This window comes from Acinetobacter pittii ATCC 19004 = CIP 70.29, assembly GCF_000369045.1.
Lineage (GTDB): Bacteria > Pseudomonadota > Gammaproteobacteria > Pseudomonadales > Moraxellaceae > Acinetobacter > Acinetobacter pittii.
Genome location: NZ_KB849790.1, coordinates 25,425 through 52,345, shown reverse-complemented (window position 1 = coordinate 52,345; position 26,921 = coordinate 25,425). Strand labels below are relative to the sequence as shown.

General features: G+C 37.1%; 22 protein-coding genes. 4 read left to right on the top strand and 18 right to left on the bottom strand.

The window, feature by feature from the left end:
• Window positions 1-78: 78 nt before the first annotated feature.
• Both F928_RS12825 and adhC read left to right on the top strand, forming a co-directional pair.
• Window positions 79-1,950 carry a non-contractile tail sheath protein gene (locus F928_RS12825; protein WP_005075997.1) on the top strand — a complete coding sequence of 624 codons (1,872 nt, stop codon included), beginning with the start codon at window positions 79-81 and terminating at the stop codon, window positions 1,948-1,950.
• Window positions 1,951-2,176: 226 nt separating this feature from the next.
• Entirely contained in the window at window positions 2,177-3,286 is a 1,110-nt protein-coding gene (gene adhC / locus F928_RS12820) for an S-(hydroxymethyl)glutathione dehydrogenase/class III alcohol dehydrogenase (RefSeq protein WP_002113559.1), read from the top strand.
• Window positions 3,287-3,343: 57 nt separating this feature from the next.
• On the opposite strand, the gene F928_RS12815 is transcribed toward adhC, so the two are convergent.
• The 6 genes from F928_RS12815 to F928_RS12790 all read right to left on the bottom strand — a co-directional run bounded on the left by F928_RS12815 (window position 3,344) and on the right by F928_RS12790 (window position 10,183).
• The gene (locus F928_RS12815; protein WP_002113831.1) at window positions 3,344-4,315 is read right to left on the bottom strand and encodes a DUF4882 family protein; all 972 of its coding nucleotides are present in this window, start codon (window positions 4,313-4,315) and stop codon (window positions 3,344-3,346) included.
• 104 nt (window positions 4,316-4,419) lie between these two features.
• Window positions 4,420-5,442, bottom strand: coding sequence for a fimbrial protein (locus tag F928_RS12810; protein WP_002113594.1), 1,023 nt, complete (start codon window positions 5,440-5,442; stop codon window positions 4,420-4,422).
• On the bottom strand, window positions 5,439-8,000 hold the full coding sequence (locus F928_RS12805) for a fimbria/pilus outer membrane usher protein (RefSeq protein ID WP_005075993.1): 2,562 nt from the start codon (window positions 7,998-8,000) through the stop codon (window positions 5,439-5,441). Before F928_RS12805 ends, F928_RS12810 begins: the two co-directional genes overlap by 4 nt.
• 55 nt (window positions 8,001-8,055) lie before the next feature.
• The gene (locus tag F928_RS12800; RefSeq protein ID WP_002113601.1) at window positions 8,056-8,790 is read right to left on the bottom strand and encodes a fimbrial biogenesis chaperone; all 735 of its coding nucleotides are present in this window, start codon (window positions 8,788-8,790) and stop codon (window positions 8,056-8,058) included.
• Window positions 8,791-8,877: 87 nt separating this feature from the next.
• A complete protein-coding gene (pilin, locus tag F928_RS12795; RefSeq protein ID WP_002113678.1) occupies window positions 8,878-9,411 on the bottom strand; it encodes a fimbrial protein in 534 nt (177 codons plus the stop codon).
• A gap of 481 nt (window positions 9,412-9,892) precedes the next feature.
• On the bottom strand, window positions 9,893-10,183 hold the full coding sequence (locus tag F928_RS12790) for a hypothetical protein (protein ID WP_005069200.1): 291 nt from the start codon (window positions 10,181-10,183) through the stop codon (window positions 9,893-9,895).
• A 1,448-nt stretch (window positions 10,184-11,631) separates the two neighbouring features.
• Between F928_RS12790 and adeT1 the strand changes: the two genes are divergently transcribed.
• Window positions 11,632-12,627, top strand: coding sequence for a putative multidrug efflux protein AdeT1 (gene adeT1 / locus F928_RS12785; protein ID WP_005075989.1), 996 nt, complete (start codon window positions 11,632-11,634; stop codon window positions 12,625-12,627).
• Window positions 12,628-12,794: 167 nt separating this feature from the next.
• Here the strand turns inward: adeT1 and F928_RS12780 are convergent, their stop codons facing one another.
• The 4 genes from F928_RS12780 to F928_RS12765 all read right to left on the bottom strand — a co-directional run bounded on the left by F928_RS12780 (window position 12,795) and on the right by F928_RS12765 (window position 15,419).
• Window positions 12,795-13,076, bottom strand: coding sequence for a hypothetical protein (locus F928_RS12780; protein ID WP_005075987.1), 282 nt, complete (start codon window positions 13,074-13,076; stop codon window positions 12,795-12,797).
• Between the two features lie 117 nt (window positions 13,077-13,193).
• Window positions 13,194-13,589, bottom strand: a complete 396-nt coding sequence (locus F928_RS12775) for a hypothetical protein (protein ID WP_005075985.1) — start codon at window positions 13,587-13,589, stop codon at window positions 13,194-13,196.
• 242 nt (window positions 13,590-13,831) lie between these two features.
• Window positions 13,832-14,170 (bottom strand): helix-turn-helix domain-containing protein, encoded by a 339-nt coding sequence (locus tag F928_RS12770; RefSeq protein WP_005075983.1) that lies wholly within the window; start codon window positions 14,168-14,170, stop codon window positions 13,832-13,834.
• Window positions 14,171-14,870: 700 nt separating this feature from the next.
• Complete coding sequence (locus tag F928_RS12765) at window positions 14,871-15,419, bottom strand: TetR/AcrR family transcriptional regulator (protein WP_005075979.1); 549 nt, start codon at window positions 15,417-15,419, stop codon at window positions 14,871-14,873.
• A gap of 807 nt (window positions 15,420-16,226) precedes the next feature.
• Here F928_RS12765 and F928_RS12755 point away from each other — a divergent pair.
• Window positions 16,227-16,667: an HD domain-containing protein gene (locus tag F928_RS12755; protein WP_005075975.1), complete on the top strand. Its 441-nt coding sequence runs from the start codon at window positions 16,227-16,229 to the stop codon at window positions 16,665-16,667.
• A gap of 34 nt (window positions 16,668-16,701) precedes the next feature.
• On the opposite strand, the gene F928_RS12750 is transcribed toward F928_RS12755, so the two are convergent.
• From F928_RS12750 to F928_RS12715, 8 genes are all read right to left on the bottom strand, one after another.
• Window positions 16,702-17,346: a hypothetical protein gene (locus F928_RS12750; RefSeq protein WP_005075973.1), complete on the bottom strand. Its 645-nt coding sequence runs from the start codon at window positions 17,344-17,346 to the stop codon at window positions 16,702-16,704.
• An 11-nt stretch (window positions 17,347-17,357) separates the two neighbouring features.
• On the bottom strand, window positions 17,358-18,329 hold the full coding sequence (surE, locus tag F928_RS12745; protein WP_080632705.1) for a 5'/3'-nucleotidase SurE: 972 nt from the start codon (window positions 18,327-18,329) through the stop codon (window positions 17,358-17,360).
• Between the two features lie 232 nt (window positions 18,330-18,561).
• Window positions 18,562-19,728, bottom strand: coding sequence for a hypothetical protein (locus F928_RS12740; protein ID WP_005075969.1), 1,167 nt, complete (start codon window positions 19,726-19,728; stop codon window positions 18,562-18,564).
• Window positions 19,721-21,049, bottom strand: coding sequence for a TolC family protein (locus F928_RS12735; protein WP_005075968.1), 1,329 nt, complete (start codon window positions 21,047-21,049; stop codon window positions 19,721-19,723). Before F928_RS12735 ends, F928_RS12740 begins: the two co-directional genes overlap by 8 nt.
• On the bottom strand, window positions 21,046-22,632 hold the full coding sequence (locus tag F928_RS12730) for a GH3 family acyl-acid amido synthetase (protein WP_005075966.1): 1,587 nt from the start codon (window positions 22,630-22,632) through the stop codon (window positions 21,046-21,048). Before F928_RS12730 ends, F928_RS12735 begins: the two co-directional genes overlap by 4 nt.
• The gene (locus F928_RS12725; protein WP_171057750.1) at window positions 22,629-23,417 is read right to left on the bottom strand and encodes a hypothetical protein; all 789 of its coding nucleotides are present in this window, start codon (window positions 23,415-23,417) and stop codon (window positions 22,629-22,631) included. The genes F928_RS12730 and F928_RS12725 overlap by 4 nt, the downstream gene beginning before the upstream one ends.
• A gap of 187 nt (window positions 23,418-23,604) precedes the next feature.
• Window positions 23,605-25,152, bottom strand: a complete 1,548-nt coding sequence (emrY, locus tag F928_RS12720; protein ID WP_005075961.1) for a DHA2 family efflux MFS transporter permease subunit — start codon at window positions 25,150-25,152, stop codon at window positions 23,605-23,607.
• A 24-nt stretch (window positions 25,153-25,176) separates the two neighbouring features.
• Window positions 25,177-26,238, bottom strand: a complete 1,062-nt coding sequence (locus F928_RS12715) for an HlyD family secretion protein (RefSeq protein WP_005075959.1) — start codon at window positions 26,236-26,238, stop codon at window positions 25,177-25,179.
• Window positions 26,239-26,921: the final 683 nt, after the last annotated feature.

The window sequence follows — 26,921 nt, the reverse complement described above, 5'->3', positions numbered from 1 at the left end:
CATTGTTACTTATCTGAACAATAAAATAGGAATTATTATTTAATATAAAACTTCTTAATACATTAAGAGAATGTAGACATGATAACTAATTCACAAAATGTACAAAATAATACTAATACATCACCTCGCCCAATCACTCAGAATACACTTATTGATCGGTTTAGCCCTATTTATTGGAGAATAGATGGCCCGCAAACGATGTCTTTCGCCATTACGAACTATGGAAATGGTTTTGAAGCATCTTTTAGATCACGTATGACAAATGATTTGGTAGGAATTACTTGGGATTCTTATGACACTAAAGATCATAAATTTTTAGCGTATCAAACCAAATATAGCTATGCAGGGGTAGTTTGGGATTTTGATATTGAATTATCTGCTTCTATGCCAGTGCTGAACAATCCAAGTTTAACGCCCACTTTAACGGTGTACTATAATGAAAATGGCGTAAATAAAATTGCATATATTGTCCTATTTAATTACGCAAATAATCCTTCCTCGCGAACGGCGCATATTCGTATTAATTGGGATACAGTAAAAGCAGGCTTCTCTGCTACAGATAGCTTTCCGGTAACCAATATTCAGCGAATCTCATTTTCTGGCTTTACCAGTGACTATAATGGTCAAACCGCTATACCTTTAAGTCAACCAAAAGATGGCTACATTCGCCTCACTAACTCCGTTGTAACTGGAACAAATGCAAAGTTAAATTTGAGCCGTGTAGTTGTGCCACAGCACAATTATGGCATCTGCACCAGCTATGATGATCACTATGACTTAAACCCGCAGCGCCTAGTCAACAATATGGTCGCTTTGGGATACCAGGGTTTTGTTAACCACTATTGTGGGATGTCGCATTATCCAGAAATGGCATGGAAAAGCGATATTAATAAATGGCAAATACCTGATACGTTGGTGACAGGCGAGGCGGTCGTTAACTCATGCACCCGTAAATGGCACGAGAAATATGCTCAGGCTTTGCATAGTGCCAGTTTGCAACCCATCTTTGGGGTAAGCTTTGAAATGTATTCCTTGGGCGCCAATGAATATTGGGCACAGCGTGACTGGAACAGTAATTTAGGTAAAACAGGCTACCAACCACCGAGCTATTTTTTTAGTTTAAGTCATCAGAATGCTTTGGCATATCTACATAAAGTCTTTATTGAGTTTGCAGATGCAATGGTAGTGGGTGGATGCGATGTAAATATGCAGATTGGTGAACCTTGGTGGTGGTATAACACTGACACCAATCTACCTTGTGTGTATGACTACCCAACAAAATTGGCTTTTAATGCGGATACAGGATTATATGCACCAGATTTGGGTACTATTTATGAGGCAATGAATAAAACAGGAACGCCATATGATGAGTTTAAAACATGGCTTAGAAATAAATTAGGTCAAACCTGTCAAAATATTCGTACCGTGATCAAAGCAAAATATTCTACTGCCAAAGTTAGTCCTCTTATTTTCTTTCCTTCCATTCAGTCCCCAATTCAGACATTAGCTACTTATATTAACTATCCAAGCCAACATTATTCATATCCTAATTTTGATTACATGATGACAGAAGCTTATGACTGGTTGCTAGAAGCTCGCTTAGACTTGGCACATCAGGCAGTTTCCCAAATACCTATACAAGGGTTAGGCTATCCTGCCAATAAAGTCATTTATTTATCTGGTTTTGTTCCCGATGCCTCTATTGCTTATATCTATGGTTTTGATAAAACCAAGCCATATCGAACACCCATTTGGCAACGAATTTTTGGTGACATGAAAAACAATGTTTCTTTAGGGTTAATGAAGCAATTTATCTGGGCATATCCACAAGTTATGTATGATTCAATTACGATTGATACCACTCAAGCTCCAAATGGCTTCTTTGTTGAAAATACGCTTTATTCTCCAATTAGTGATAACACACCATATCCACCAGATATTTACCTATAAGTAAAAAAGCTGCTTATAAGATAATGATTTGATAAGAAACCTCTTCAAGTAAGAGGTTTTCTTCTTTTTTAAATGTAGGCTTGCTTAGATGTATCTGACTGGCTATGCTGTGATGGATTGTCATGAAAGCCAATTTTAATTTAAGCAAAATTAAGCTCTTGTATTAGAGATATATAATCTATTTTGCTCGACTATAAATACCGAATGATTTAAAGGAAACCCAAAGATGAAATCTCGTGCAGCTGTCGCCTTTGCCCCAGGAAAACCTTTAGAAATTGTTGAAGTTGATGTTGCACCACCTCAAGCGGGTGAAGTTTTAATAAAAATTACCCATACAGGGGTATGTCATACCGATGCTTTTACATTATCTGGCGATGACCCAGAGGGTGTTTTTCCTGCCATCTTAGGTCATGAAGGCGCAGGTGTTGTGGTTGAAGTGGGTGAGGGCGTAACAAGCGTTAAACCTGGTGACCATGTGATTCCACTTTATACGGCTGAATGTAAAGAGTGTTTATTCTGTAAATCTGGAAAAACCAACTTATGTGTTGCGGTACGTGCTACTCAAGGTAAAGGTGTAATGCCGGATGGAACCACACGTTTTTCATATAACGGCGAACCGATTTACCATTACATGGGTTGTTCAACCTTTAGTGAATATACGGTAGTTGCAGAAGTCTCTTTGGCTAAAATCAATCCTGAAGCGAATCACGAACAAGTTTGTTTACTTGGATGTGGTGTGACAACTGGTATTGGCGCCGTGCATAACACAGCAAAAGTACAAGAAGGTGATTCTGTTGCCGTATTTGGTTTAGGCGGTATTGGTTTAGCTGTTGTACAAGGTGCACGCCAAGCGAAAGCAGGACGCATTATTGTCGTAGATACAAACCCAGATAAATTTGAACTTGCTAAACAGTTTGGTGCTACCGATTTCTTAAATCCAAAAGATTATGACCAACCTATTCAGCAAGTGATTGTAGAAATGACAGGTTGGGGCGTAGATCATTCATTTGAATGTATTGGTAACGTCAAGGTTATGCGTTCGGCTCTAGAGTGTGCACATCGTGGTTGGGGACAATCCGTTATTATTGGTGTTGCTGGTGCAGGTCAAGAAATTTCGACTCGTCCATTCCAGCTAGTGACAGGCCGTAAATGGTTAGGTACTGCTTTTGGTGGGGTAAAAGGCCGCTCACAACTTCCTAAAATGGTCGAAGATGCTATGAAAGGTGAGATTCAACTTGAACCTTTTGTAACGCATACAATGCCTCTACAAGACATTAATACCGCTTTTGATTTAATGCACGAAGGTAAATCAATTCGTACTGTCATTCATTTCTAAATAAAAGAAAAAAAGGGCTGTGATTCAGCCCTTTTTTACCACTTATAGTTTTATATCTTAAATAGCATTACCACACATGTCTGTTGTGCCCTGAGGATAGTTAAACTGTAATGCATTACGGTCAGTAATGAGTTCACTAGACAACTCTTGCCCAAATAACTGATTAGAATATATTGATAAACCACTTACTACATTAAAACTTATATTTTCAAGTGGAGCAGGTAAAGTAGATTTATAACCTTGATCAACACCATTTACAATAAAACCGACCTGCCCATTATTCTGGTTAATATATATTCCTAATCGTTGATATTCCTGTGTATTATTTGTCATGTTCTGGCTTTTGTAGTAGGAATGATCAGGCCCACTATTATCGCTAAGACGATAATTTACAGAATAAATTAACATAGGAGGGTTTTCACCAAAATCTGGATCATAACTTCCCATATCAAACCCATAGCTTGATCTAACTGTATAACCATTATTTGTCACGCCCGTAAAATAAATACTAGACATATACGTATTGTTTTCAAATCCTGAATTAACAAGTTTTATTGTTGGTATTTTAAGTTCTATTTCTAATGCGATAATACCAGTATGAGGAAGTGTGAAATCTCCAATGTCATTAGACGAATTAAGACTAGCTTTACTTCTAGCTACATAATCTATGTAGCCATACTCACTTTCTGGCCTAGGTTCTACTTTAAGACTAAATTTTTGGCCTGCTATCGATGGGAATATCTTCAGAGGAACATATCCAGGATTTTCATTACTCCATAGATCGAAATCTGCTTGAGTCGCGTCAAAATTGTATTTGCAGACTGGAGCAGAAGAGTTAAGGGAGGTAGTTTGAGCTAAGAGGGTTTGAGACGCTAATTTTTCATTCTTTGTAGTCGATGAAATGCTTTTAGATGATACTTTTTGGCTAGCCTGATTAGGCGTTACTGTATTGGTATTATCAGAAGATACCTCATACATTGCCCAACATAATGTAATTGCACTAACAGCAACTATACCTATTTTTTTCATAAATATTCCTATTAAGTTAAGTATTAAATTCTTTGAAAGTAGTGATAAAGTAAAATTTATTATTAATATTTAAAATTATTGGGTTTAAAAACTATTGAATATGATTAATCATATTCAATAGTTACAGTAGCCATTGCACGGACCTTACCAGCAGTCACATTTGTTGCTGTTTGATAGTAGCGGGCAGTCATCGGTACGTTATATTGAATTGTCTGGTTAGAAGACAATGTACCTAGGGCTAATTTGTCACCTTTTTTGATGACTTGATTCTTATTTTGATAGTTCCAGAGTAACTGTACACCTACGCCGTTTGCTTTTTCAGATGTCGGAGCAGTATTTGCGAGTACCTGAGTGTTTGTTCCGTCTTGGGTAAAGTCATAAGTTAAACTAATGAGGTTTTTCTCTTCGTAGCCAGTAGGGTTGATACCACCATTACATAAGATGTTCATATCAAAGGTTTGTTCGCCTTGAGTAGAACCAACGCCTTTGAACCCAGCTTTTGTAACGGTTGGAAGCTGTACAACTTTATTAATATTACCCTGGATTTCACATGAAGAAGAAGCAATGGTAATCGCATTACCATTAACAGTACTGGTTAAAAAAGGGCGGTTCATATAACCACTTACATAGTATCGACTATATAAGCCAGGAACTAACGTGCCCGAACCAGTCTGTTCAGCTGTTTTCACAATTTCGACAACAAAATATCCCGAAGCAAGAAAATAACTCGTACCTGGTGTCACACTACGACTATATGGATAATACCCTGAAAAGTTAGTTGCATTTTCAGCTTCACGATATAAGCGAATACCAATCCCAGGAATATTTGTAGAATAAATACTGTTACCGAGTGAGCTTAAAGGGTAACTTTGAGTTAATACCGCTGTAATACTATCACTATATGACGTGCATTTGGCTGTTGAAGCCTGTCCAGTTGAGTTGATTGGAAAAGTTGCTTTTCTTAGAACCTTTCCAACAGGATCACTTGGTCGAACAACAACTCGTCCAACAGCCATTGATATATCAACTGTGCTGAATCCAGAACTGAGTGTACAGTAAGCATTGGCTTCACCATATACACCAAGACCAGCCGTAAATAAAAAACCTGTTAATAATATTCTTTTCATTTGCAGACAGCCTCAGTTATTACCATGCTTTGTTGCTTGTTTTGCAACTGATTACTGATGTTGTACTCAACCGAACAACGCTCATTGCTTTCGTCGCCCCATTTCACATAGAGACTATCTTGAGCAAGTGGGGTACGTAAGTAAATCATACTACCTTGTGCAACAATACCTACAGCTTCATCTTTTTGGTTAAAGACTTGAGCTCCAAATGGTAAACTGTTGCCATCAGCAGTTTTACTATTAATGTAGACTGCATAACCTGTCTTGGTCGTAAAATCTACTTTCGCAATTGCACCAGCAAAAGGTGCGATACGTTGACTTGTTTCTTCAAGCTCTACTTGGCTCGACATCTCTTGTGGGTCAAGCGTAATATCGTTTAGGCGATAAGGTGTAACATACGGGATAACCGCATAACCAGCCTTATTTACGCTTAAACCAACGGTATTATTAACTTTTGCCCCAGCTGCATCAGGTGCATGTACAAGTACCATTGTTTGACCTTGCTCAGGTCCAAATAAAATACCATCTGAATGTGCAACTACACTACCACTTAAGCTAACCATTGCTTGTTGGTAAGAATCAGCAATACTATAAGAGCCGCCAACAGTTGCATAGTTCGTACGATAACGTCCATTAGCGTTAAATGTTGGATTTGCATAGTCTTGATGTGAAACAGAGGCACCATAACTAAAGCGATCACCAACCATCCCACTTGCGCCAACAGTACGGCTGTCTTCAGAAGCAGTAACGTTGACGTTGACTGAATTCTTTTTAAAGTTAATTGGGAATGAAAGCGTCATTAAATATTCAGTATCATGCGTCGCATCATTTGAACCGTACTCAACCTTACGGTTAATCGCAGATAAACCATAAGTTAAACCATGGTAGTTATTGCTATAACCAATTTGGTACTGTTTAGTACTTTCGCTACGGTTCCAATAGTCAACCCACGAACCCACTACATAGAAGTTACCCCAACCTTCAGGAAGTCCTTGGTTTAAAGTAATTTGGAATTCACTACGCTGGTGGCCCGCAGCCGCATAAGTGTTTACGCCTTTTTCTTCTAAATCGCGAATAAGTAGAGCATCACGTAATTTATAAAAGTTTTCTGTCGAGTAACGATATGCAGCAAGGGTTAAGTTTGTGTTAGTCGGAGAAATTAACTTACTATAACTTAAACGGAAACTTTGCCCAGATTGTGATGACTGTTTTTCAAAATCAGCTTCAGAGTGGGTCACATCTAATGCAACAGCACCAATTGGTGTAGCAAAAGCAGCACCTAACAATACAGCAGCATAATTTTCTGTAGCTTGTATGCCTGTATAACCTGTTAGGTAGTTGTTAATACCTTGTTGGTATTTACCCTGAACTACCCAAGGATTAAGGTCAATATCTTGATCTCGGAACTGACCTACAGTTAAAGAATAACGGTTTACACCTGGACGCAACATTTGTACAACTGAAGCATATGGAACCGAAAATTTTTGTACTTGACCATTTGCTTCAATAATAGAAACTTCAATTTCACCACCAAAACCAGTAGGGTAAAGGTCATTAATCTCAAAGTTACCTGGTGCAACCGTTGTTTGATAGATAAGTTGGCCTTGTTGACGAACTTCAACTTTTGCATTGGTTTTTGCGTTACCACGAATACGAGGCGCATAACCCAACATACTATTTGGTAGCATTCGGTCATCACTTGAGAAATCGATACCACGATAACCAATAGAGTCAAATACTTCGCCGTTTGTAAAACTATCACCTAGCGTTAAAACACCACGGTATTTAGGGAAGGCTCTTTGTAAGTATGTACTTGTTTCTTGATAATCTGATTTAGATTGATTTTCAGCAGGGGTATCTTGCCACTGCCACTGGCCATTATGACGTAATTGCCAACCAGCAATATTTAAACCAGCTGTAACGCCCATAAATGCGTTTGTTGTTTCACTTTGATCATTCGACTGATTAAATGTTTTATAAGCACTACCACTATAAGACAGAAAACCAGCATTGATACCGCGATCCCATACGCTTGGGTCGACATAGCCTTGCGCATTTTTTTGCAAAGCAACTTGCGGAATAGAAATATCTACACGTAAACGAGAGGTATCAAACTCATAGAATGCATTTTCAACCCACTCTTCAATTTTATAACAACTATTATTTTCTTTTTGAAGTGTAGTGTGTTTAGACAAAACGTCTTGTTTAACGCCGTACTCAAGCAGGTTCATCCCTGTAAAACAGGTTACTGCATTTTTATTAGGGTCTAAGGCTTTAAAGACCATACGACGTTTACCAAACCATTGACCGTTTACATATACGTCAACGTTATATTCGCCTGGTAAAACAGGGTTTCCATATTTAAAACGAGAAATATCAACTTTCTGAGCATCCCCAATTAAAAAAGCAGAATCAAATTCAGCCTCTACTGGAGCACTCGTAGTTGTTTCTTCAGCATGCACGAATACAGGCATTGTCATTGTGACAACACCAGAAGCCAAGTAGTAACAAATATGGCGTTTTAATAATTTATAAGATTCTTGCCTTTTTTTTGGCATAGCTAAGTCCGCCTACACATATAGGTGCTTAAATTTATTAAAAAGATAAATCTGATTACTGAAGTTTTATCGGGTGCTCAACGCGACCACCGTAGTCATTGACGTTAATAAAACTCATATCTTGAAGGTTGCCATTCTTAAGCTGAACTGACGCTTCAGAGAAAGGCTTAATCATTAGCCCCTGAGGTAATAAATCAACCTTTTTATCACCTGCCTTTTGGTAAACAGAAGTCATTGTGATATGAAAAGGGGTAGGATTCTTTACCGTTAAGCTTTGACCAGATTTAATCCATTGAAGCTTATCTGATGCTAAATTCGCATCTTCTTTAATCGATGAAGGACGATAGAAGAATTTAATACGTGAACGAATTGCAAGTTGTAAGAAATTATCAGGCGTCGTATCTTCACTTTTTGAAGTAGGTCTTGGTGGAATATCTAAAATATTCAACCACAGAACTGTTTCTTGCTTCTGATTTAACTGAGAAGCATTTGGTAAAGCTGTAATACGAAGAGTCTGACTTTTCGTTGCTTCAACACGAGAAATAGGAGGAGCAATCATAAAAGGAACTTTTGATTGGTCCGGTGTACTTTTTGGGTCACCTTCATCAATCCAAGCTTGGACAAGTGCTGGCTTTGAACCGTTATTGCTAACTTGTAGCGTAACTTCTCTAGCATCTGACGGGTAAATTACACGAGTGCCATGAATTACAATTTCTGCTTGAGTAGCAGGTGCAATAACTGCTGAAGCAAATGCTAAACCTAACAAAAAATTATAACTGTTCAATTTCATTTTCGAGTTCTCAACCAAGAAAGATTCAGGAAAGCGTTACACAAAACAGGGTTTCCATGCGGACATAGAAACCCCGCTACCAATTAATTATTGATAGATAATTGTGTATTGAACAGAAGTAGTTACTTTACCAGCAGTAGAAGCGCCAGTTGCATAGTATTCAGCGTAGTAGTTAAGGTCAGCACCTGCGCCATCAGCTACGTCAACCCATTGAGAGTTAGCTTGAGCACCGTTTGCACCCGCAGCAAGTACTGGGATGAAGTTGTTGTTGCTACCTAAAAGTTGAACGTTAACGTTTTTAGCACCAGTAGCGTCTTGGTTAAGTAAACGACCAGTATTAAAGTCAACAGTTGCACCTGGTTCGAAGTAAGTAGCTACTTTACCTTGTGAACAGTTAGCTAGGTTGATTTGGAAAGGAGTACGACCAGCAACATCCCCAGCAACAGCTAAAGTTTGTTTAGAAACAGTTGGAAGAGTAACTGTGAAGTCTTTACCAGCAGGGGTAACGATGTCACAAGTTTTGTCTGTAACTAAACCATTAATTGTAATTGTACCATCAGCAGCTTGAGCATTAGCAATCCCTACAACCGAAAGAGCAGCGATCAAAGCAAGTTTTTTCATAGTGTTTTCTCAAAAGTCTGGATAAAAGTTTATTTCCTTACTTTTCCAGTGTTTGACATCTTGAAAAGTAATGCGGCGATCTTAACACTTATTAAACAAAATGCAAACTATATCACATTATTTTTTCATAATTTTAATTCAATCACATTTATTATTTGAGATGTATAGCCGCTATCAATAGCCTATACCATTGTTTATGAACATTTTTTTGTTTTATAAAAAAGAAAAGCTATGAAAAGAAGCAAGTTACATAAGAACACGATGTAAATAAAAAAAGAATTAAACAAATTATGTGAAAAATAAGTTTAAATTCTTAGAATACAATTATATAGAATAAATTATGCATATGTATATAGAAAAAAATATACAAATAGTCATTTTTTATGAAAAAAGAGTGACTCATCAATCAATTTATCAAAATATGCGATGAATTCGGCAAATCACTCTTTCATCAAACTTACTGCAAAAATAAGTTTGGATATTAATGGTAATTAATAAGCACGACTTTGTGGTTAGAACTTATGCTCTCAATGCTTGTGTCCATTTTCTCAGTATGTTGAGCTAATTTAAAAAGACTATCTTTATTTAAATATTCACTATCAAGTTTAATATTTAAATTATTTACCTCAACACATTCTATCTCGCTATGTTCTCTTGAACATGTATCTTCAACAATATTTCCTCTTATCATTATTGTGTTACTTGCATAACAAAATAGTGGGGAAGAGGAAAGCACCATCAAAACAAGAAGTTTAAATATATTATTTTTCATTTTATATACCTATTTATAAAATAGTTTATATATATTTGATACCTTATTTTTAATTTAAAAACAATCATTAAGCTTTAAATAATAAAAAATCATTAATTTATACGTGATATAAATCACATTAAATACTTTAAATAATGTAATAGTTACAATTTCTAAAAATTTATTAATAATAAAACCACCAAAACAATATTAAGTTATTGTTATTTGTAGAAATTTAAAAAATAATGATTAATAAAAAAACAGACTGCAAATTAAAACAGCATGATATACATTAAAATATTTAATAAAAATATAATTCATTTTTTAATTTATAATTTATATTTCAAAATTATTACTGAGAAATAAAATATAGATTTCAATAAAAATGTGACTAAATATACATTACTCAACCAATCTGTAATTAAATTTGCTTTATATTGCGGATTTGAGCATATCAGAGTTAATAAATTAGAATTTAGCATAGACTTTAAAGATTTTAGGAAAATGTTCTAGCGAGATATAGTTTTAATTTCTAGGAGCTCTAGGTAGAGAAAAAGCTCAATAAAAATCAAACAAGCGATTATTAGCCAAACCTAATCATAATTTCTATTTAATTAGATTTTATAAATCCTATTTATTATCTATCAATAGCAACGTCAGAAGATGCTAGTGCTGAATTTAACTAGAATAAAAATTCATTCCACATAGCTAAAAGTACCGCAATAGCTAGAAAGAAATAAGCACTACAAACAAATGAAAGATAGCTACCAAGCTATGGGGCAATATTGAATTATACAACTGTTCGTATAATGTATATTATGTTAAATAGAAGATTTGGAAACGTACGATATATCAGACTTCGCTTCACTATGTTGTTGTTGCTTCACTACTAATTCTTTACTGTGATGAATACTTAGCTTGGTTAACTGTATGTGTTGTTCTAGCAAATTACTAAACGCCTAAGCTGGTTCTATTGGATGCTTATGTATTAAACCCTATTTCTAATCTTAACCAGAATAATTTTCTAGACAACTTCCTGTAAGTTGTCATTACACTTTTATATTTACCCTAGTGAGCTGAGCTACTTACAAGATGTATTTGCGACTACTGGCTGCTATAGAGATTTCTTTTTCTAAATCTCCTTCTAATCCTCAAAATTTTTAGCCTATTAAATTAAAAACTGAAACTCAAATTATTATGTATGCTATTGAAATTTAAATAAAATATTTAAAAAAAATCTTTTACATGCTTGAAAAAAAGGTATAGTACGTGTATACAGCTGTTCTTTAAATTTAGCTCACTGGTAGATCTCAATTCATATACAACATAGCCATACAATTAAAAAAAATAAGGTGCTAATTAAGGCTACCTTTTGACCTTTTCTCTTTAAATTCTTATTGAAATGTCATATCTAATCTAAGCAAGATTCATAAAATAATTTTTATAATTTAAATAATGGATAATTAAATATGGATCGTTTTAAAACTATTTTACTCATTGCAAGCACATGTTTAACAACAACTATTTATGCAAAACAACAAGTCGTTTGTGTGTATGACCCCATTGGTAAATCGGGAGATGCTTTCGCTTTAGCCAAAGACTATGCACTTGAAGCTAAAAACTGGGGAGCTGATCTATCTTTAAAAGCATATGTAGATGAACGCATTGCGGCTGAAGATTTAAAAGTCGGTAAGTGTGATGGCGCTATTATTAGTGGTTTACGTGGCCGTCAGTTTAATAAATACACAGGATCTTTAGATGCGGTCGGCGCATTAACAAATATGAAAACGGCAATTAATGCCTATAAGCTGTTGTCTTCACCAATGGCCGCAAAAAACATGGTGGTCGGTCCTTATGAAATTGCAGGTTTAGGCACAATTGGACCTGCATATTTATTTGTAAATGATAGAAGTATAAATACTCTCGCGAAGGCTGCCGGTAAAAAAATTGGGGTATTTAAATACGATGAGGCGCAACCAAAGCTTGTCCAACATGTTGGAGGTCAGGCTGTATCGGTAGACGTCACCAATGCTGGTGCGAAGTTTAATAACCATGAAATTGATATTGTGCCCGCTCCTATTGTGGCATTTAAACCTTTTGAACTACACAAAGGTTTAGGTGAGAAAGGAGCAATTGTTCGTTTTCCTTTAACTCAAATTTCAGCAAACTTCATTATTCGTAAAGATCAGTTTCCAGCAGGTTTTGGGCAAAAGTCGCGAACTTGGGTAGCCAGCCAATTAAATAGAACCTTTGGCATTATTGCTAAATATGAAAGTGATATTCCTTCAAAATATTGGATGGATATTCCTAAAAATGAGCAATTAAATTATATGAAAATGATGCGCGAGGCACGTATACAGCTAACCAAGGCGGGTATTTATGACCCTAAAATGATGAACTTTTTGAAAAAAGTAAGATGTAAAGAAAACCCAAGTAATTTTGAATGTGCGTTAAATGATGAATAAATACTGAGGCAGAAGAGGCGAATTTGGATAGGTAAATTCTAAATAGCCTTACAATTTGGAAAACTTAGGATTTTTCTTAATGTATTAAATAAATATTTTATAAAATTTATTTATTTTTATCATTAGGACCCACCAGTAGTGATAATGGGGGTCCTTTTTTATATTTATTATATATCTATTACTAAAGTACCCAACGTATCAACAATTATACTATCTTGAGTAGCAATAACGTGATTATTTCTTATCAAAATACCATTACAAGCTACTAAGCGAACCGTATTGTAAAATTGTCCATGAGAATCATAAACAATTGTAGATATCTGAAAATTTTGAGATAGCGGCTCATTTGTTGAGGATGAAAGGGTTTGATAAATTCCGCTATCATTAGGAATATCTGAGACAAGAATTGGAAGTTTTTGCCCATTTTCTAATAAAACATTTATATACATATATTTATCTCGGTTATCCTGAAGTCACATAACTTCACTGTATGTTTGGATAGTATATCAAAAAGCAAAGTATTGTATTTGATAAGTTATTATTTATTCTTAATGGAATTTTTTTAATCATCGACGCACACCTCTTTCTCTTAGCAGAGTGCTGATCTCCTGAAGTGTTAATAGCTGACGTTTTTCAAAATCAGTAGGAGTATCCGATGCTTGAAGCGTTTTTATTCCAACAATCACTCCTGCCATTCCTATTACTAATGACGCTATATCAATAGCTCCTTGGATCCAATACCAACAAGAAGCAATAAATAATAAAAATATTGCTAAACCCAAAAATCTAAAATTAGTTCTATTTTTCCGCGAACGCTCATCTGCAAGTAAAGCCTTTCGATGAGATTCTTCTTGTATTAACTCCTCAGGTGTACAATGAATAAGCAATTTATATTTAGTATTATTGGAGTTATCATTAATTTGAACATCTCCATGTATATCACCAGAATTAAAGTCTCTCAAAATATACTCCTTCGTATCAAAAATGCTATGTCTGTTGTGTAGTTGTATCAGTAGCAGTTAAATAAATTTGTTGAATATATTTCTACTTATATTAAAAATTAGAGATTATTCATTTTGAATCAATTTCCTTAGCTTATTAAAAGAATAATTCAATAAAAGTTATTCTCTATTTTTAAATTAATTGTTATTAAATATATTCTAGATAGGTAAAAAGCATCTTATGATGCTTTTTACCTGAATTACTACTTACGTTTACGGTGCCACTCGATAAACTGCTGCACTCTCGGATGGGTTAAAACATCTTGCAAGTTCATAATATAATACTTGCAATAGTGAACATCCTTCCCTGTCTCTGTCCGATAAGGGATTTTATGTGCTTCAATTAACCACCCATCTTGCCTTAGTTCACAAATACGAGCAGCCGAGCTAACACAGTCAAGCTTATGTCCCATTTGCCTATTGGTTGGCTGATCACCAGACAATAAAAACATTAAGATTTCAGCTTTATTTGTTCCAAGTTTCGGAAGTTTACCGATAATTGGAGTCATTTTTGGCATATCGCCAAAGTCTAAAAATTCCATGATGGAATCCTCTTATAAAAGAGAGACTTTGAGCAGTAATGTCATCCTTATGACACTAAACTAGCATTTAATATAGCTAAGGCATTCCAATTTGATCTGCTTTTCGCTATAATCACGCGGCTTTTTGAACGACCATCTTAAACGAAATTCAGCTTGACTAAATTTCAAATAGGATGTAATTCTAAATTTCAACACTTCGTTTAATGCTTTTAAGAGTGACATTTCTAATCTCCGTCTCTTACTTAAAGGTTGATGTGTTCTAGATATTGAAGAAAGGAACTAGGCTGCCACCTAGTTCTTTTCTATATCTAGTGCACTTCTAACTGTCCAACCACTAAATGTTGGGCATTGATCTAATTTTATTACAAAAATTATTTCAGTGGAAGTTAATTGCGTCTAAATATGTCGCACTTGCTCTCTAAGACACTTTATAGTTTTTACATACTAAGAGCTAAAAACATCAAAACTCTGCGAAATATGAGAAAATATGCAGAAATAAAGGGTAAAAAGCGGTAGATTCTCGTTTTTTTGTTCTAAAAATAGCCAGCATGCTGTCTATATTTTAATTGATAATTTATGTAACAAAAAATTTCAATATTAATTTTGAGTACTAAATCACATTGCTTGCACATTATGTGGAGTAGTAAATCATTCTGTAATCATATAACTTAAATAAGATGAGGAAAGCTTAAAAGCCACCTCACCCCATCCCCCTTAAAAACACCTCAACCACGCTCTCATCAACTTCATTCAAACTTAAACGCTGAATAATGGCGCCTTCGATTAGATATAAAAACAGTTTGGCATCAGTAAAAGAAACATCGGGATTAAGTGCTCTAAGCAGGCTATATATTTCGTTGATGAACCATGTTCTATATCGCACGGCAGTTATATACGCTTTTGGATGGGTCAGTTTTGTTTCAAAAATGGCTTTAAATAATAAGTAATACAACCCGTCTAGGTCTGTGTGTAAAAGATAGAGCTTTTTGAGTTTATCGACTGCGTTTGTGTCGCGGTCATATTCAACCACTGAAACTACTTTCTCTTTTAGGCGCTCTTTTTGCACAATCAGGCAGATTTCAATCAACCGTTCTTTAGAGTGAAAGTAGTTATAAAAAGTCGCCTTGGTCACTTCACACTCTTTCACAAGTCTATCGATGCCGACCAGATGAAATCCGTTGTAGTGAAATAACTCAATTGATTTATTTACGACTTGTACTGCACGTGTTGGGAGAACTATTTTTGGCATATTTTTACCGTTATAAAAATTATTGTTGTATATAAATGAGATATAAAAACTGCTGCCTTTGGGGAGAAAAAAGGCATAGCAAAGCCGTAAAGACTGTGCCCAGCACATCTCAAGGTTTAATTGTCTAAGTTTTAAGTAATAACGAGCTAAAGCCTGAAAAAGCCTTACGGCAATCAAGCTGCGTTAAGTGTTTTAAGCTGTGTTGTTATAGCTTTTGGCAAGGGTTGCCAAGAAATGATGGATGCGCAAAGCCAACTCCTTATTTATGGAGTTCTGCCAGAACATATTATGGTGGCAGAACGGAAGAGGGTTAGCAGACTGGTTTCGACTCCAGCACACCCGAGGGTGTCCCTCTCCCGTCCTACCGCTACGGGAGGGAACTGGGAGTGCGCGCACAAAACTATTCCTCAGAAGAAATAATCCTGATGCGGTCGAAATAAACGGTCTGCTAAAACCGACTGGCAATGTAGGCCAGCCCGCAAATGGTAATCTCCAATATTTGAAGTGTCAATGTGAAATTGGCTAGAAATTATTTAAATAATTATTGTTTTTCATTTAATTACATAATTAAGGAAATTCTTAAGTAATATTTTTAATCTACCCTTATATCATTAAGTTAAAGTTTAAAATTTCAAAAACTTAAAGCCTGAATTGTCCTACCTCAACTAAAAATGAATAAATAAAAAAGAGTAACTACTGTTATTAACAGATGTTTTTATGAGTAGCTATTCAGTATAAAATTATGAATTAAGCGACCTATCTCACACATTAGGCCGTGTCATATACTTAAAGTGATAAGAGCAAAAAATGACTCAAAATAAAGTTGAACTCGCAGAGAAATTGTCAAAAGAATCGCATCAAGGTCAAAAGTATGGTCCTCATGATTACTTTGATTATCATATTAAAGGTGTGGTCAATTCATTAATTGAGCACCAATTTTCACAAGTCTATATTGTTACAGCCCTTCTACACGATAGCGTTGAAGACACTCCTCTTACCCTAGCCAAAATCGAAAGTTTATTTGGAAAAGAAGTCCGTGATGCGGTTGATGCATTAACTAAACGGGAAAGTGAAACACGCGAAGAATATTTAATTCGTTGTAGTTCGAATCCGATCGCTCGAGTCGTGAAACTTCATGATGCAGCTTTTAATGCACATAACTCACATAAGGAAAATAATCAATCACGAGTAGATTATTACCTTCAAACCATGTTAATTGTTTCAACGTCGCAAGATAGGTTGGAATGAAAGACAACGAAATGAATCCGTTGCCTTTTTATTTTTAAGATTGTGCAAATGCCCAAATATCTTTTGATGCAACTGTGTCAGATACGAGTCTAAAACTCATAGGTTCTAAGTCTTCATCTACAATCACAAAACCTTTCGAGTTATTTTTTAGCGCATCACACTTATTATCGGTCAGTTGATAGTTTGCAGTATTGGCTAATGCATTTTCAGTAATAACACCTGTAAACACACAATTTGGGTCTTTCGAGACAATTTTGCCTTGTGCATTCACTTCGGCATTGACCGTTGTTCCATCTGGAAAAGATAAATCGTAATTGCCGACCAATTGATTCAGCGTAATTTTCTGATCATCAATTTTTTCATAATGTGCTAATTCAACGGTCATCGCTTGGTTAGACTGGTTGCTTTGCCAAGCTTTGGTTTTTGCGTCATAGCTCATCACAATTTTGGCACGGTTTTCGTCATCATCTAAAACCAATAATTTAGAACCATCTGCACCAGAATAGTATTTGCCCGCCATAAGTAACTCTTGATCAGTTTCAGTACTAATAATATAAGTACCGACATCTAAGCTCGGAGCTAAGGCAGGTTTTTCAGTCGAGACTTGGTCATCATGATCATTGTCATTACAAGCGGCTAAGCCAAGCCCAAGGAGTAAAACCAACAAACAACGTTTCATGGTCTTTCTCCTTACTTGTTAAATAAGCTTTTTAAACGGATTTTAAGCCATTCTTGAGCTGCTGGTCGTTGGTCATAAGCAACTTGCATTGCAGTTACAGCAATTTTGCTTTGCATGACGGCGCTTTCATCCGACATTTGAGCTGCGGTTGGAGCCGATGGTGCCACATCAATTCCTAAGCCAAACTGGTTATTGCCTTTATTGTCTTTGGTTACTTGGAACTTCAATTTATATAAGTCATACGTTCCAATTTTTGAAAAAGCAAAAGGTGTGCTGCTTGTTAAATTTTTTGGGAAATTAACATTTAGCGTGATGCCTTTTGGCAACAACTGGCCCTTGCCTGCCTTAGCTTGTAATTCTTTTAATAACACTACGGTTTGTTTTGCCACAATCGCAGAGTTAGGGTTGTTTAAAGTCTTATCATCTACCGTATTTGTATCTGCGCTTAAAGCAATAGACGGAATGCCACGCCCAGCCGAAAACTGTACATTGCCAATCGTGCCAGAGTGCACAACGACTTTTCCGACATTTTGTCCTTCATTCGGGCCAGATAAAACTAAGTCCGGCGCTTTACCCCAACGCTTTGGCGCAACCACGTCTAGTCCATAAACTGTTGCCATGACTGGTGTGCCATGCGTGTAGTTCCAGTCTCCATTGGTATAACCCGCTTTGGTAAAAGTCCCCGCAGCAGGTGCGCCAATGGGTGCAGCGCCGTTGTGACAACCGTTTTCAGCCGCAATTTGCTTATCATTATCCGCGGTAATTGTTGTTGAGCTGTACATCACAATTGCGCCACCGCGACCACTTTGTGGTGAACACGGTACAGACACAAGCACGTTATGACCATTTGCTTTTAATTCGTCATAAAGCGCTTTGACATTGCTGGTTAGGCCGTCATCGTTAACCAATAAAATATTTAGTGCAAAAGCTGGAGTTGTACACAACGACAGAATAAGGCCGCCCAATAAACTTTTTTTCATCACTTAACTACCATGTTCTTAAATTTCGATTTGTATAGTAGTTGCGCTATATGTACGTTTAGTGACTACGCATCAATAAAAATTAAAATAATTTTCCATTAAAAATTAAATAATTATATTATAAATTATTGCTAAGTTTTCTTTTATAAACTGATCTTCAACTTCATCACTCGTATTCAAAATGACAAAACCCACTTCCGCGGGCTTCATTCAAAGTATCACTTCAAGCTTTAAATTAAATACGTCCAACCTCTAAATATGGAATCAGGTTTTTATCAAAATTTGGTCGTGGATCGCCTTCATAACTAATAAAACCATGCATTCCTGTTAAGCGTTCGCCTTTATAAAACTGGTTTAACTGATAGCGCGGGTCTTTGTGTGAAAGCGTAAAACTCACCACACCAACGCCCTGCTGTTTTGACTTGTTATAGGCATCTTCGAGCATTTTATGATGCAAAGCCAAATCTTCGGGATGACACATAAGCGTATGTAACACATGGTACTGAATCGAGTCACCCAGCTTAGGCAAGCGCATGCCTTTAGTAATTGGAGTCAGCAAGTTATAAACGGGTCTAAGCACAGCTATGGCCGAGCTATAATTTAGAATCTTAGTTTGCTTAATACTATGCTGATCCCACAAGCCAAACATGCCCACTAGTTTTTCACCTTTAAAGTAAAGTGAAAAGTCCGAGAGTTTTATTCCTGAAAAGTACTGATGACCTTGAGCCAGTTCTTCAAAGTTATAGGCAGGTATAAAGTTATAAAACTCTGCCATGTTGGCAATAAACTGATTCATGGCTTTCACATGCCTAGCTTCAGCTACACATGTACGGATTTCTTGAATGTCGTCACTCTGCTGAGAACTCTGCTTTAAAAAAGCCGTGATTTTCCGTTTTGCGCCAGTGCTCGTCAGGCTAAGTGTCTCTATAAGCCCTTCATCATAATAATCAGGCATTCCCGTTTTGCCCGTTTGGATGGCAGCCCGCGCGGCATGGTTATCATCAAAAATAATCATTTGGCTATAGTTCGGTTCATGCATGGTTTGTTTTACATGCTTTGCCAAAACCTTTACCAGTGATTTACCACGGTAGTTGTGATCTACCCGTAAATCACCCGCATAACGTAAGTTTTGAATGTTCCGATCGACATAACACGGGCGGTAACCATTGCTATAACAAGCGACATTTTTTTGACTCTCGGTATCTTCAATCACGACATGTAGTTTATGTCTATACACAATATCAGACGCTCTAAAATAACTCGGTTCGCGCTGAAAGCTAATTTGTATGCCTTTAGTGGTCATGGGTACGGCGATTAAATCTCGTAAAGTCTGATCATCTGCCAAAGTTGCTTCACGAGTAATGAGCGTATTGTCAGCAAGTGGTGGATTTGTTTTATTCATTATTCACCTGTTGTGCGGTCTGCATAGGAACCAAGTTATTTAAGCGTCCCATTTGGTCGAGTAGCTGATAGACAAATACCACTTCGTCTTGGTCATTCACGGTTTTTTGGGTTTGTACATCGAGTAGCTTTTGCTCGGTATTGAGCAAATCAAATGTCGTTTTGGTGCCGACATCAAACTCTTTACGTGTGTAGACAAAGGCAATAGATGCAGCCTCTATGGCATTTGCCAGAGCTTCTTTATTTTGTTGAATGGTTTGAAGCTGTGCATAGGTCGTGCGTGTACGCTTATTCAAATCCAGTTCAAGACTTCGTATTTTCTGATGAGCCAAATCGATATCGGCCTGTGCTTTTTTAACGTTGGCGCGATTTAAACCATCGTCATAGAGCGGTACATTGAGCTGCACCCCAACCATGTAGTTATTACTTTCAGAACCAATATAGCTTGCTTCATCTTGTTTTCCGGCACGGCTAGTGAGCATGACCGTTGGCCACAGTTCACGCTTAGTTAAAGCATATTGTTTCTCGGCAGCCTGCTTTTCGTATTTACTACGCATTAACGCTGGATGGTTTTTGGTTTGCGCCAAAATTTCATCTAAGCTCGCGGGAATAGCGGGTAGCTGTTTAATCGCAACAAGGTTATCAGGTGTTGTACCCGTTACTTGGTAAAACTGTGCTTCACTTACAGTTAAGTTAGATTGAGCTTGTGTGATATCGGCTTGGCCTTGAGCAACTTGCGCCAAAACCTGAGCCAAGTCCGCACGGGTAATCATACCTACATCAAAACGGCGCTTTGATTCATATAAAGACCGTTGCAGATTTGCCATGGTCTTTTGTCTGAGTTCTAAAATCGCTTTCTTTTTTAATACGTCGGTATAGACCATCACGGTATTTAAAATGGTTTCAGATCGTTGATCTGACAAACCTTGGTTTTGTGCAGAAAGCTGACTTTCGGCAACATCTATTCCCAAACGGTGTCGACCAGACGTATAAATCGGATAATCTGCCTGTAATTGCAAACTTCGACCTTTACGGTTTCCTTCGGTTGGAAACAGGACGTGTGAAGGCGTATCTATTCTTTCATAGTCAAGTTGCCCGACTAAATTGACTTTAAGTCCATCACGCTGTTTGGCTTGCTCGAGCATAGCGGTGGACTGGTTCACGCTTAAACGGCTGACTTCAAGCTGACTTTCATGTCTTAAACTAGCTGACAAAGCCTCGTCTAAAGTCATGGCTTGTGTGTTCGACACCAACAACACGCCTAAATACAAGGCGTGTCGAAGTGTTAAAAACCGAGAGTTAAATTGCTTCATCCCTTTCATAGTTGTTCCAAACTATTCAGGGTGACTTTTTTGAGTGGCTCAGGCTTGATATTACCTTCGATAATGCCATCAAACATGACTAGTTTCTTGTACGCATTCCAACCATTATTGGCCTGACGAATTTGAGGCTGGTCGAGCTGCCCCAAGTTTCGTGCAAGTTCGTAGTGGAAGTTTTGACGCAAGATACTATCGATATATTCATTACTAATGCTGTGATGAATATCACCTTCAAAAAGCACGCAGTAAAATGGTTTAACCTGTTGCTGCGTATCAATCGCCAGTAAAGAAATCGCCTTCGATTCCGTTTCATTTAACTGTGACAATAATTGCTGAGCAGTTTCAGGTGCGAGTTTTTCACCAACCAGATCTACACCAAAACGGCGACCTTGGAACTCAAAACATGGAATTTGTTCTATAAAGCCAGTAACGAGTAAGCAATCATCTAGACAATAACGCAGCAAGCCATTACCAGAAGTAATCAGTGGGCTGACCACATCACCTTGTTTAAGTTGCCACGACGGAATGATTTGCCCTTGTTTCTCACCCTCTAAATATTCAAATTCATAGAAATGACTTTGGTATGCGAGTGGGTATTGGTCGTTGTAGGGAATGGTCACTACACCTTCCGTCGCCCATAGTCCTTTGCCTTCAAACTGAACACTGGGTAATTTTTCTTTTAATTTTTCGGCCCAAGCTTTTGAACCTGCGGTGTCCCAACTCGAAACCAGACTTAACTTTGGCCAGAGCTTTTTAAAGTCGATCTCTGTGCCGTTTGAACTTGCAATTAAGGCTTGAGCACTTTCAGAGCTACGCGGTGCAGTGACTTCTTTTAATGAAGCCTGACGGTTACCCCATGAACCACTTTGTAAAACCTCAATCACGTCTTGTTGTAGTGACTCCAAACGTTCCAGCAATTGCAGCGCAAAAGTTGGACTCCACACCGAAATCATGGCTAAGTTACGGTTTGCGACCAAATAGCAAATGGTGGCAAACAGTGCATCGTCGGCATTGGCTGCAAAAGCAACGTTACTTGGAACAGCTTGGGTAAACTTAGACAATATACGTTTACCTACACCAAGTAGCGCACTATCATCATTTAGGTTTTTGTCTTTTAAAACTTCACGCTGACTTTCAGGTAACCATGACACCGACCAGTAATGTGTGCCCGAACTCAACTGTGGACATTTACGGTATAAACTCGCCATCCACGGCGCAATCGCATGATCAAGTTCATCTAAAAACAGCTTGGTATATGGAATAAACTTGATTTGTTCACTCGAACCACTAGTCGGCTGAAAACGAACCAGTTTACTGCTCGAGAGTGAAAGCTTTTGTTCACGGTAACGCTGAATGTCCTCTCTCCATGCGCCGTAACGTGTCGCAGGAAATGCTTTTACAAACTGCTCATAATTTTGGACCTTTTTATCTTTGGCAAAGGTAGAGGTCTGTAATATCGAATGCAAAATTTGACGTTGCGTGGTCTCTAAGGCATTAAATTGTTTTTGAAAATTACGGTCAGTTGCATCACACCATTTTTTTAAAATAAGATGCGAACCCAAAGTTAGCCATTCATTAGATTTCATTGGATGGCCTCTCTACGTTTTGTTTTATGTGTTACGCAAGCTTCAAATCTTCCCTTACTTGTAGGTTTGGTCATTAGTTTCACTGGGAAACGGGCTATGTCTTTCCAGCCAAGACGACCAATACACGGTAGTTCTGTGCCAGCTTTCCATGTCGGATTTTTTTGTTCAAAGAAATGAATATTTGGGTTTTTCTCTCTCATTTCGGCAGTAATTGGTGCAACTTCACCTTTTAATGGCTGATAATCATCGCCAAAATTTAAAAGGCCCGCTTCACGGTCATAGTATTCGCCAAAGAATTTTTCACAGTAGTGCTCAACGACTTCCGAAAGGTGTTGGTTTTCATCTTTAATATTTGGGTAGTACACATAGTAGTTATTGGCAAGTAAGAGATAGGTCTTATAGCCCTTAGAAATGAGGAGCCAATAGAGTTCGTTAAAAGGATATTTGATTCTAAGCTTAATCATGAGCTTGAGCATGGTACTTTGCAGACTACGCGTACCCCAAAACTTCTTCAAAATGACCGTATCACCGCTAAATAACACGGTGTAGTCCTTACCGTTTAAGTAGAAATGCTGCACCACCACAGTCGAGAAACCCACAATCTCATCTGTTTCCGAATCAAAAATTAAGATCGCACCGCTTTTATTTTGGAAATCATCTACGAAAATAGAAAATCTCGTATTTTCATAATACTGTTCGTAAATGGAATACATCACTTTTAATCGCTCAGTATCGATTTGCTCTTTTTCAAAATATTGACCATAAGTCGTGTTTTTCAGGTTCAATTTTGAAATTAGTTTATACGTTGTATTAATCATAATCCTTTAACCTTCCACCTCTAATTTGTGAGTTCCCCGATCTCATCAACCGATTTTAGAAAACTCAGATCAATGTTCTTTTTCTATGAAGGGATACGTTTTGATATGCCCTATTGTTTTTCATTCTTTGAAAGCTGCCTTTATTTTTAAAAATCTACATATTCATTTTCTTCCCCCGATCCATAAAGATGGTTAAAAATGCGGTCACAAACATGATGATTGCGAGCATGCGTAATAGATCATTAAAGCTAGAGGTCAGTGCCTGAAAATGAATGTCGCGATAAATCACACTCAGCGCGATTTGCTGAGCATTTGCACCGACTTCCTGATATTGCGCCGTGAGTTGGTCGAGTCTTTCTGTAAAAATCCAGTTTTGCGGTGTCATCCCCTGATTAATCTGGGTGACATGAAGCGCAGTGAGCCAATCTAACGATGAGTTAATGAGAGCTAGTCCAACCGCGCCGCCAATATTACGCATCAGGTTATAAATACCGCTGGCATCGGCCACTTTGCTGAGAGGCAAAGTACTCATGGCTAAATGTGACACTACAATCAGGCAGATCATGAGACCAATACCACGGTAAATTTGCGGCCAAAACATAAAGTCGTAATCGCTATGAATGCTGAGGTGCGAATTGAGCCAAACGCCAAATCCAGCCAAAATCATTCCAACAAATACAGTTTTTCGGGTATCAAAATTGGGAATGAGCCAAGCAAGAAACGGCGCAAAGCAGAACATGACAATACCTGTCACCATCATGACGTGACCAATTTGGCTACTGTTCATTTCACGGACTTGCCCAAGAAACACGGGAATCATGTAACCCAAGCCATAGAGCGCCATGCCAATCACAAAAGTCGTGATAGCACTTAAGGTAAAGTTTTTGTTTTTAAATACGGACAAATCGAGCAAAGGCTTAGGTTGGGTAAAACTTCTAGAGAAGAAAATCATGCCGCCCACAATGCAGATCATAAACGCAATCCGAACGCCTGTGTCTGCAAGCCAGTCATGCCGTGCGCCTTCATCAAGGAAATATTCAAGCCCACCCAAAAACATCGCCATACCGACCAAACTAAACCAGTCCATACTTTTGATGAGTGAATAGTTGGCACGGTCGATATTGGGGCCTGAGTAAATGACCGTAGCAATGATGATGCCCGGAATAATATTGATCAGGAACATCCAGTGCCATGAGAAGTTATTGGTGAGCCAACCGCCAATGGTGGGGCCAATCGCTGGCCCCAAAGTACTGATCATTCCAAACATCACCAAAGGCAATGAACGTTTTGGTTCTGGAAAAAGTAAGTACAACGCCGTCATGGAAGTCGGAATCATGCCGCCGCCCATAAAACCTTGAATGCCACGGAACACTAATAAACTTTCTAAGTTCCATGCCAAAGCACAAAGTAAAGAACTGATCGTAAACCCAATTGCACAGATGGTGTAATACACCCGTGTTGAAAGCACCCGCGAGACAATACTCGACATGGGAATTGCAATAATCTCGGCAATTAAATAAACCGTTTGCACCCAAGTGACTTCATAACGACTTGCACTCATACCAGCTTGAACTTCGTTTAGAGAACTCGCCACAATCTGAATATCAAGAATCGCCATGAAGTTGCCAAAAATCATGGCAGCAAAAATTGCCCATGCAGTTTTTGCTGGGAATCTCCACTCGGCCTCAAGGTGCTTATTCATTGGTTATTACCTAAAATTTTATTATTAAGTTCTTAGGTCAACGGTGGCACTCACCGACATTCCGGGTTTTATCAAATCAATATGTGGGCTTGAATCTATGGCAATACGCACAGGAATACGCTGAACAACCTTGTTAAAGTTGCCTGCGGCATTGTCTGGTGGCATAAGTGAGAAAGTCGCGCCTGAAGCTGGTGAAAAGCTCTCAATTTTTCCGGTATAGGTCAGGCTTGGGTAGGCATCAAGTTTTAATTTAACTTTCTGACCAATATGCATTTTTTCAATTTGGGTTTCTTTGAAGTTGGCTTGTACATACAAGCTATTTTCAGGAATGATCGCCATTAAGCGGGTTTGCGGAGAAACACGTGAGCCTTTCTGGATTGCAAGGCTACCGATTTTACCGTTTACAGGACTGACCACTTTTGATGAAGCCAAATCGACCTGATACAGGTTTAAGTTTGCATTTGCACTTTGAATATCTGCTAGAAGCTGTGCTCGACTCGCTTGTAAACTCCCCAACTGAGCTTCTGCCGCATTTACGGCGGCTTGCGCTTTGCTGAGTTGAGCTTGAGCCGTTAAATATTGAGACTGAACCCCTTCAAAGTTTTGTCGGGTAATCACCCCATCTTTTAATAAATCTTGATAACGCTCAAACTCTTTTCTTAAACGAGTTAAATCAGCTTGTGCTGCCACTACACCACTATTAGCTTCAATAATTGAAGACTTGGCAGACTTTTCATTTTGTTGTTGTACGCCCAGTGCGGCTTCTTTTAAACTGACCACAGAACGGGCTTGGTCATAACGAGCTTGATAATCACGATGGTCTAATACCGCTAAAGTTTCCCCTTTTTTTACTACCTGATTATCGTTAATTAATAACTCCATTACTTCGCCCGAAATCTTTGGCATCACCCAAGTGACATCGGCTTGCACATAAGCATTATCTGTAGATTGATAGAAACGATATACAAAAAAATAATATAATATGCCAGCAAATAAAAATAACAGTAGGACACTAAAAACACCCCAGGTTATTTTCTTTCGGCTTTGGAAATTAGTATCAGTTTCTAGCTGAGCTACGTTATCCATATTCATTCCGCTTATTTGTAATATTCGATTTTTTATTTAAGCCAATAAAATTATTGGTTTCTTTTTTACGTAACTTTTCACTTGGTTTTATTCAATGAATCGTGACAGCGTAAAATTTGGTGCAAATTATGGTTCTTAAGTGAATTAAATATCATTGACCTATTTGCCAGATATTTTTTCTATTTATGTCAATAAAACATATTATATAAACTATATTAAAAAATTATGTAATTCTAATTTGTGGAGATTTTTGGTTAAAAAAATCTCAAAAAAACAAAGATAAGTATTTGTTAATAAATAATTTATAAGAATAGTAACAAATAGAGATATATGTTTGAATAGAGTGATTTATTTCACTAATATTAAGAATAAGTTTTATTATGTAATCATTAAGTATTATTAATTAAAACAATATTTAATTTAAAAATGAGTTAACAATCAAAGTTGTTATACTTATAAATATAAAATATATATAAGTTATAAATATTATATTTTTCAAAAATAACAATATCCATAAAACAAATAAACGATATTTTTGATAAATAAGCCATCCTGATAACTAAAATAACTTATATTTTCCAGATAAAAATAATTTCAAACTCTTTATTTAAAAGTCGAACAAACCTTTAAAAATAGTGGTTTAAGTGATCTTTTACTTATATAAACCCTTAAAAATTTCTTCT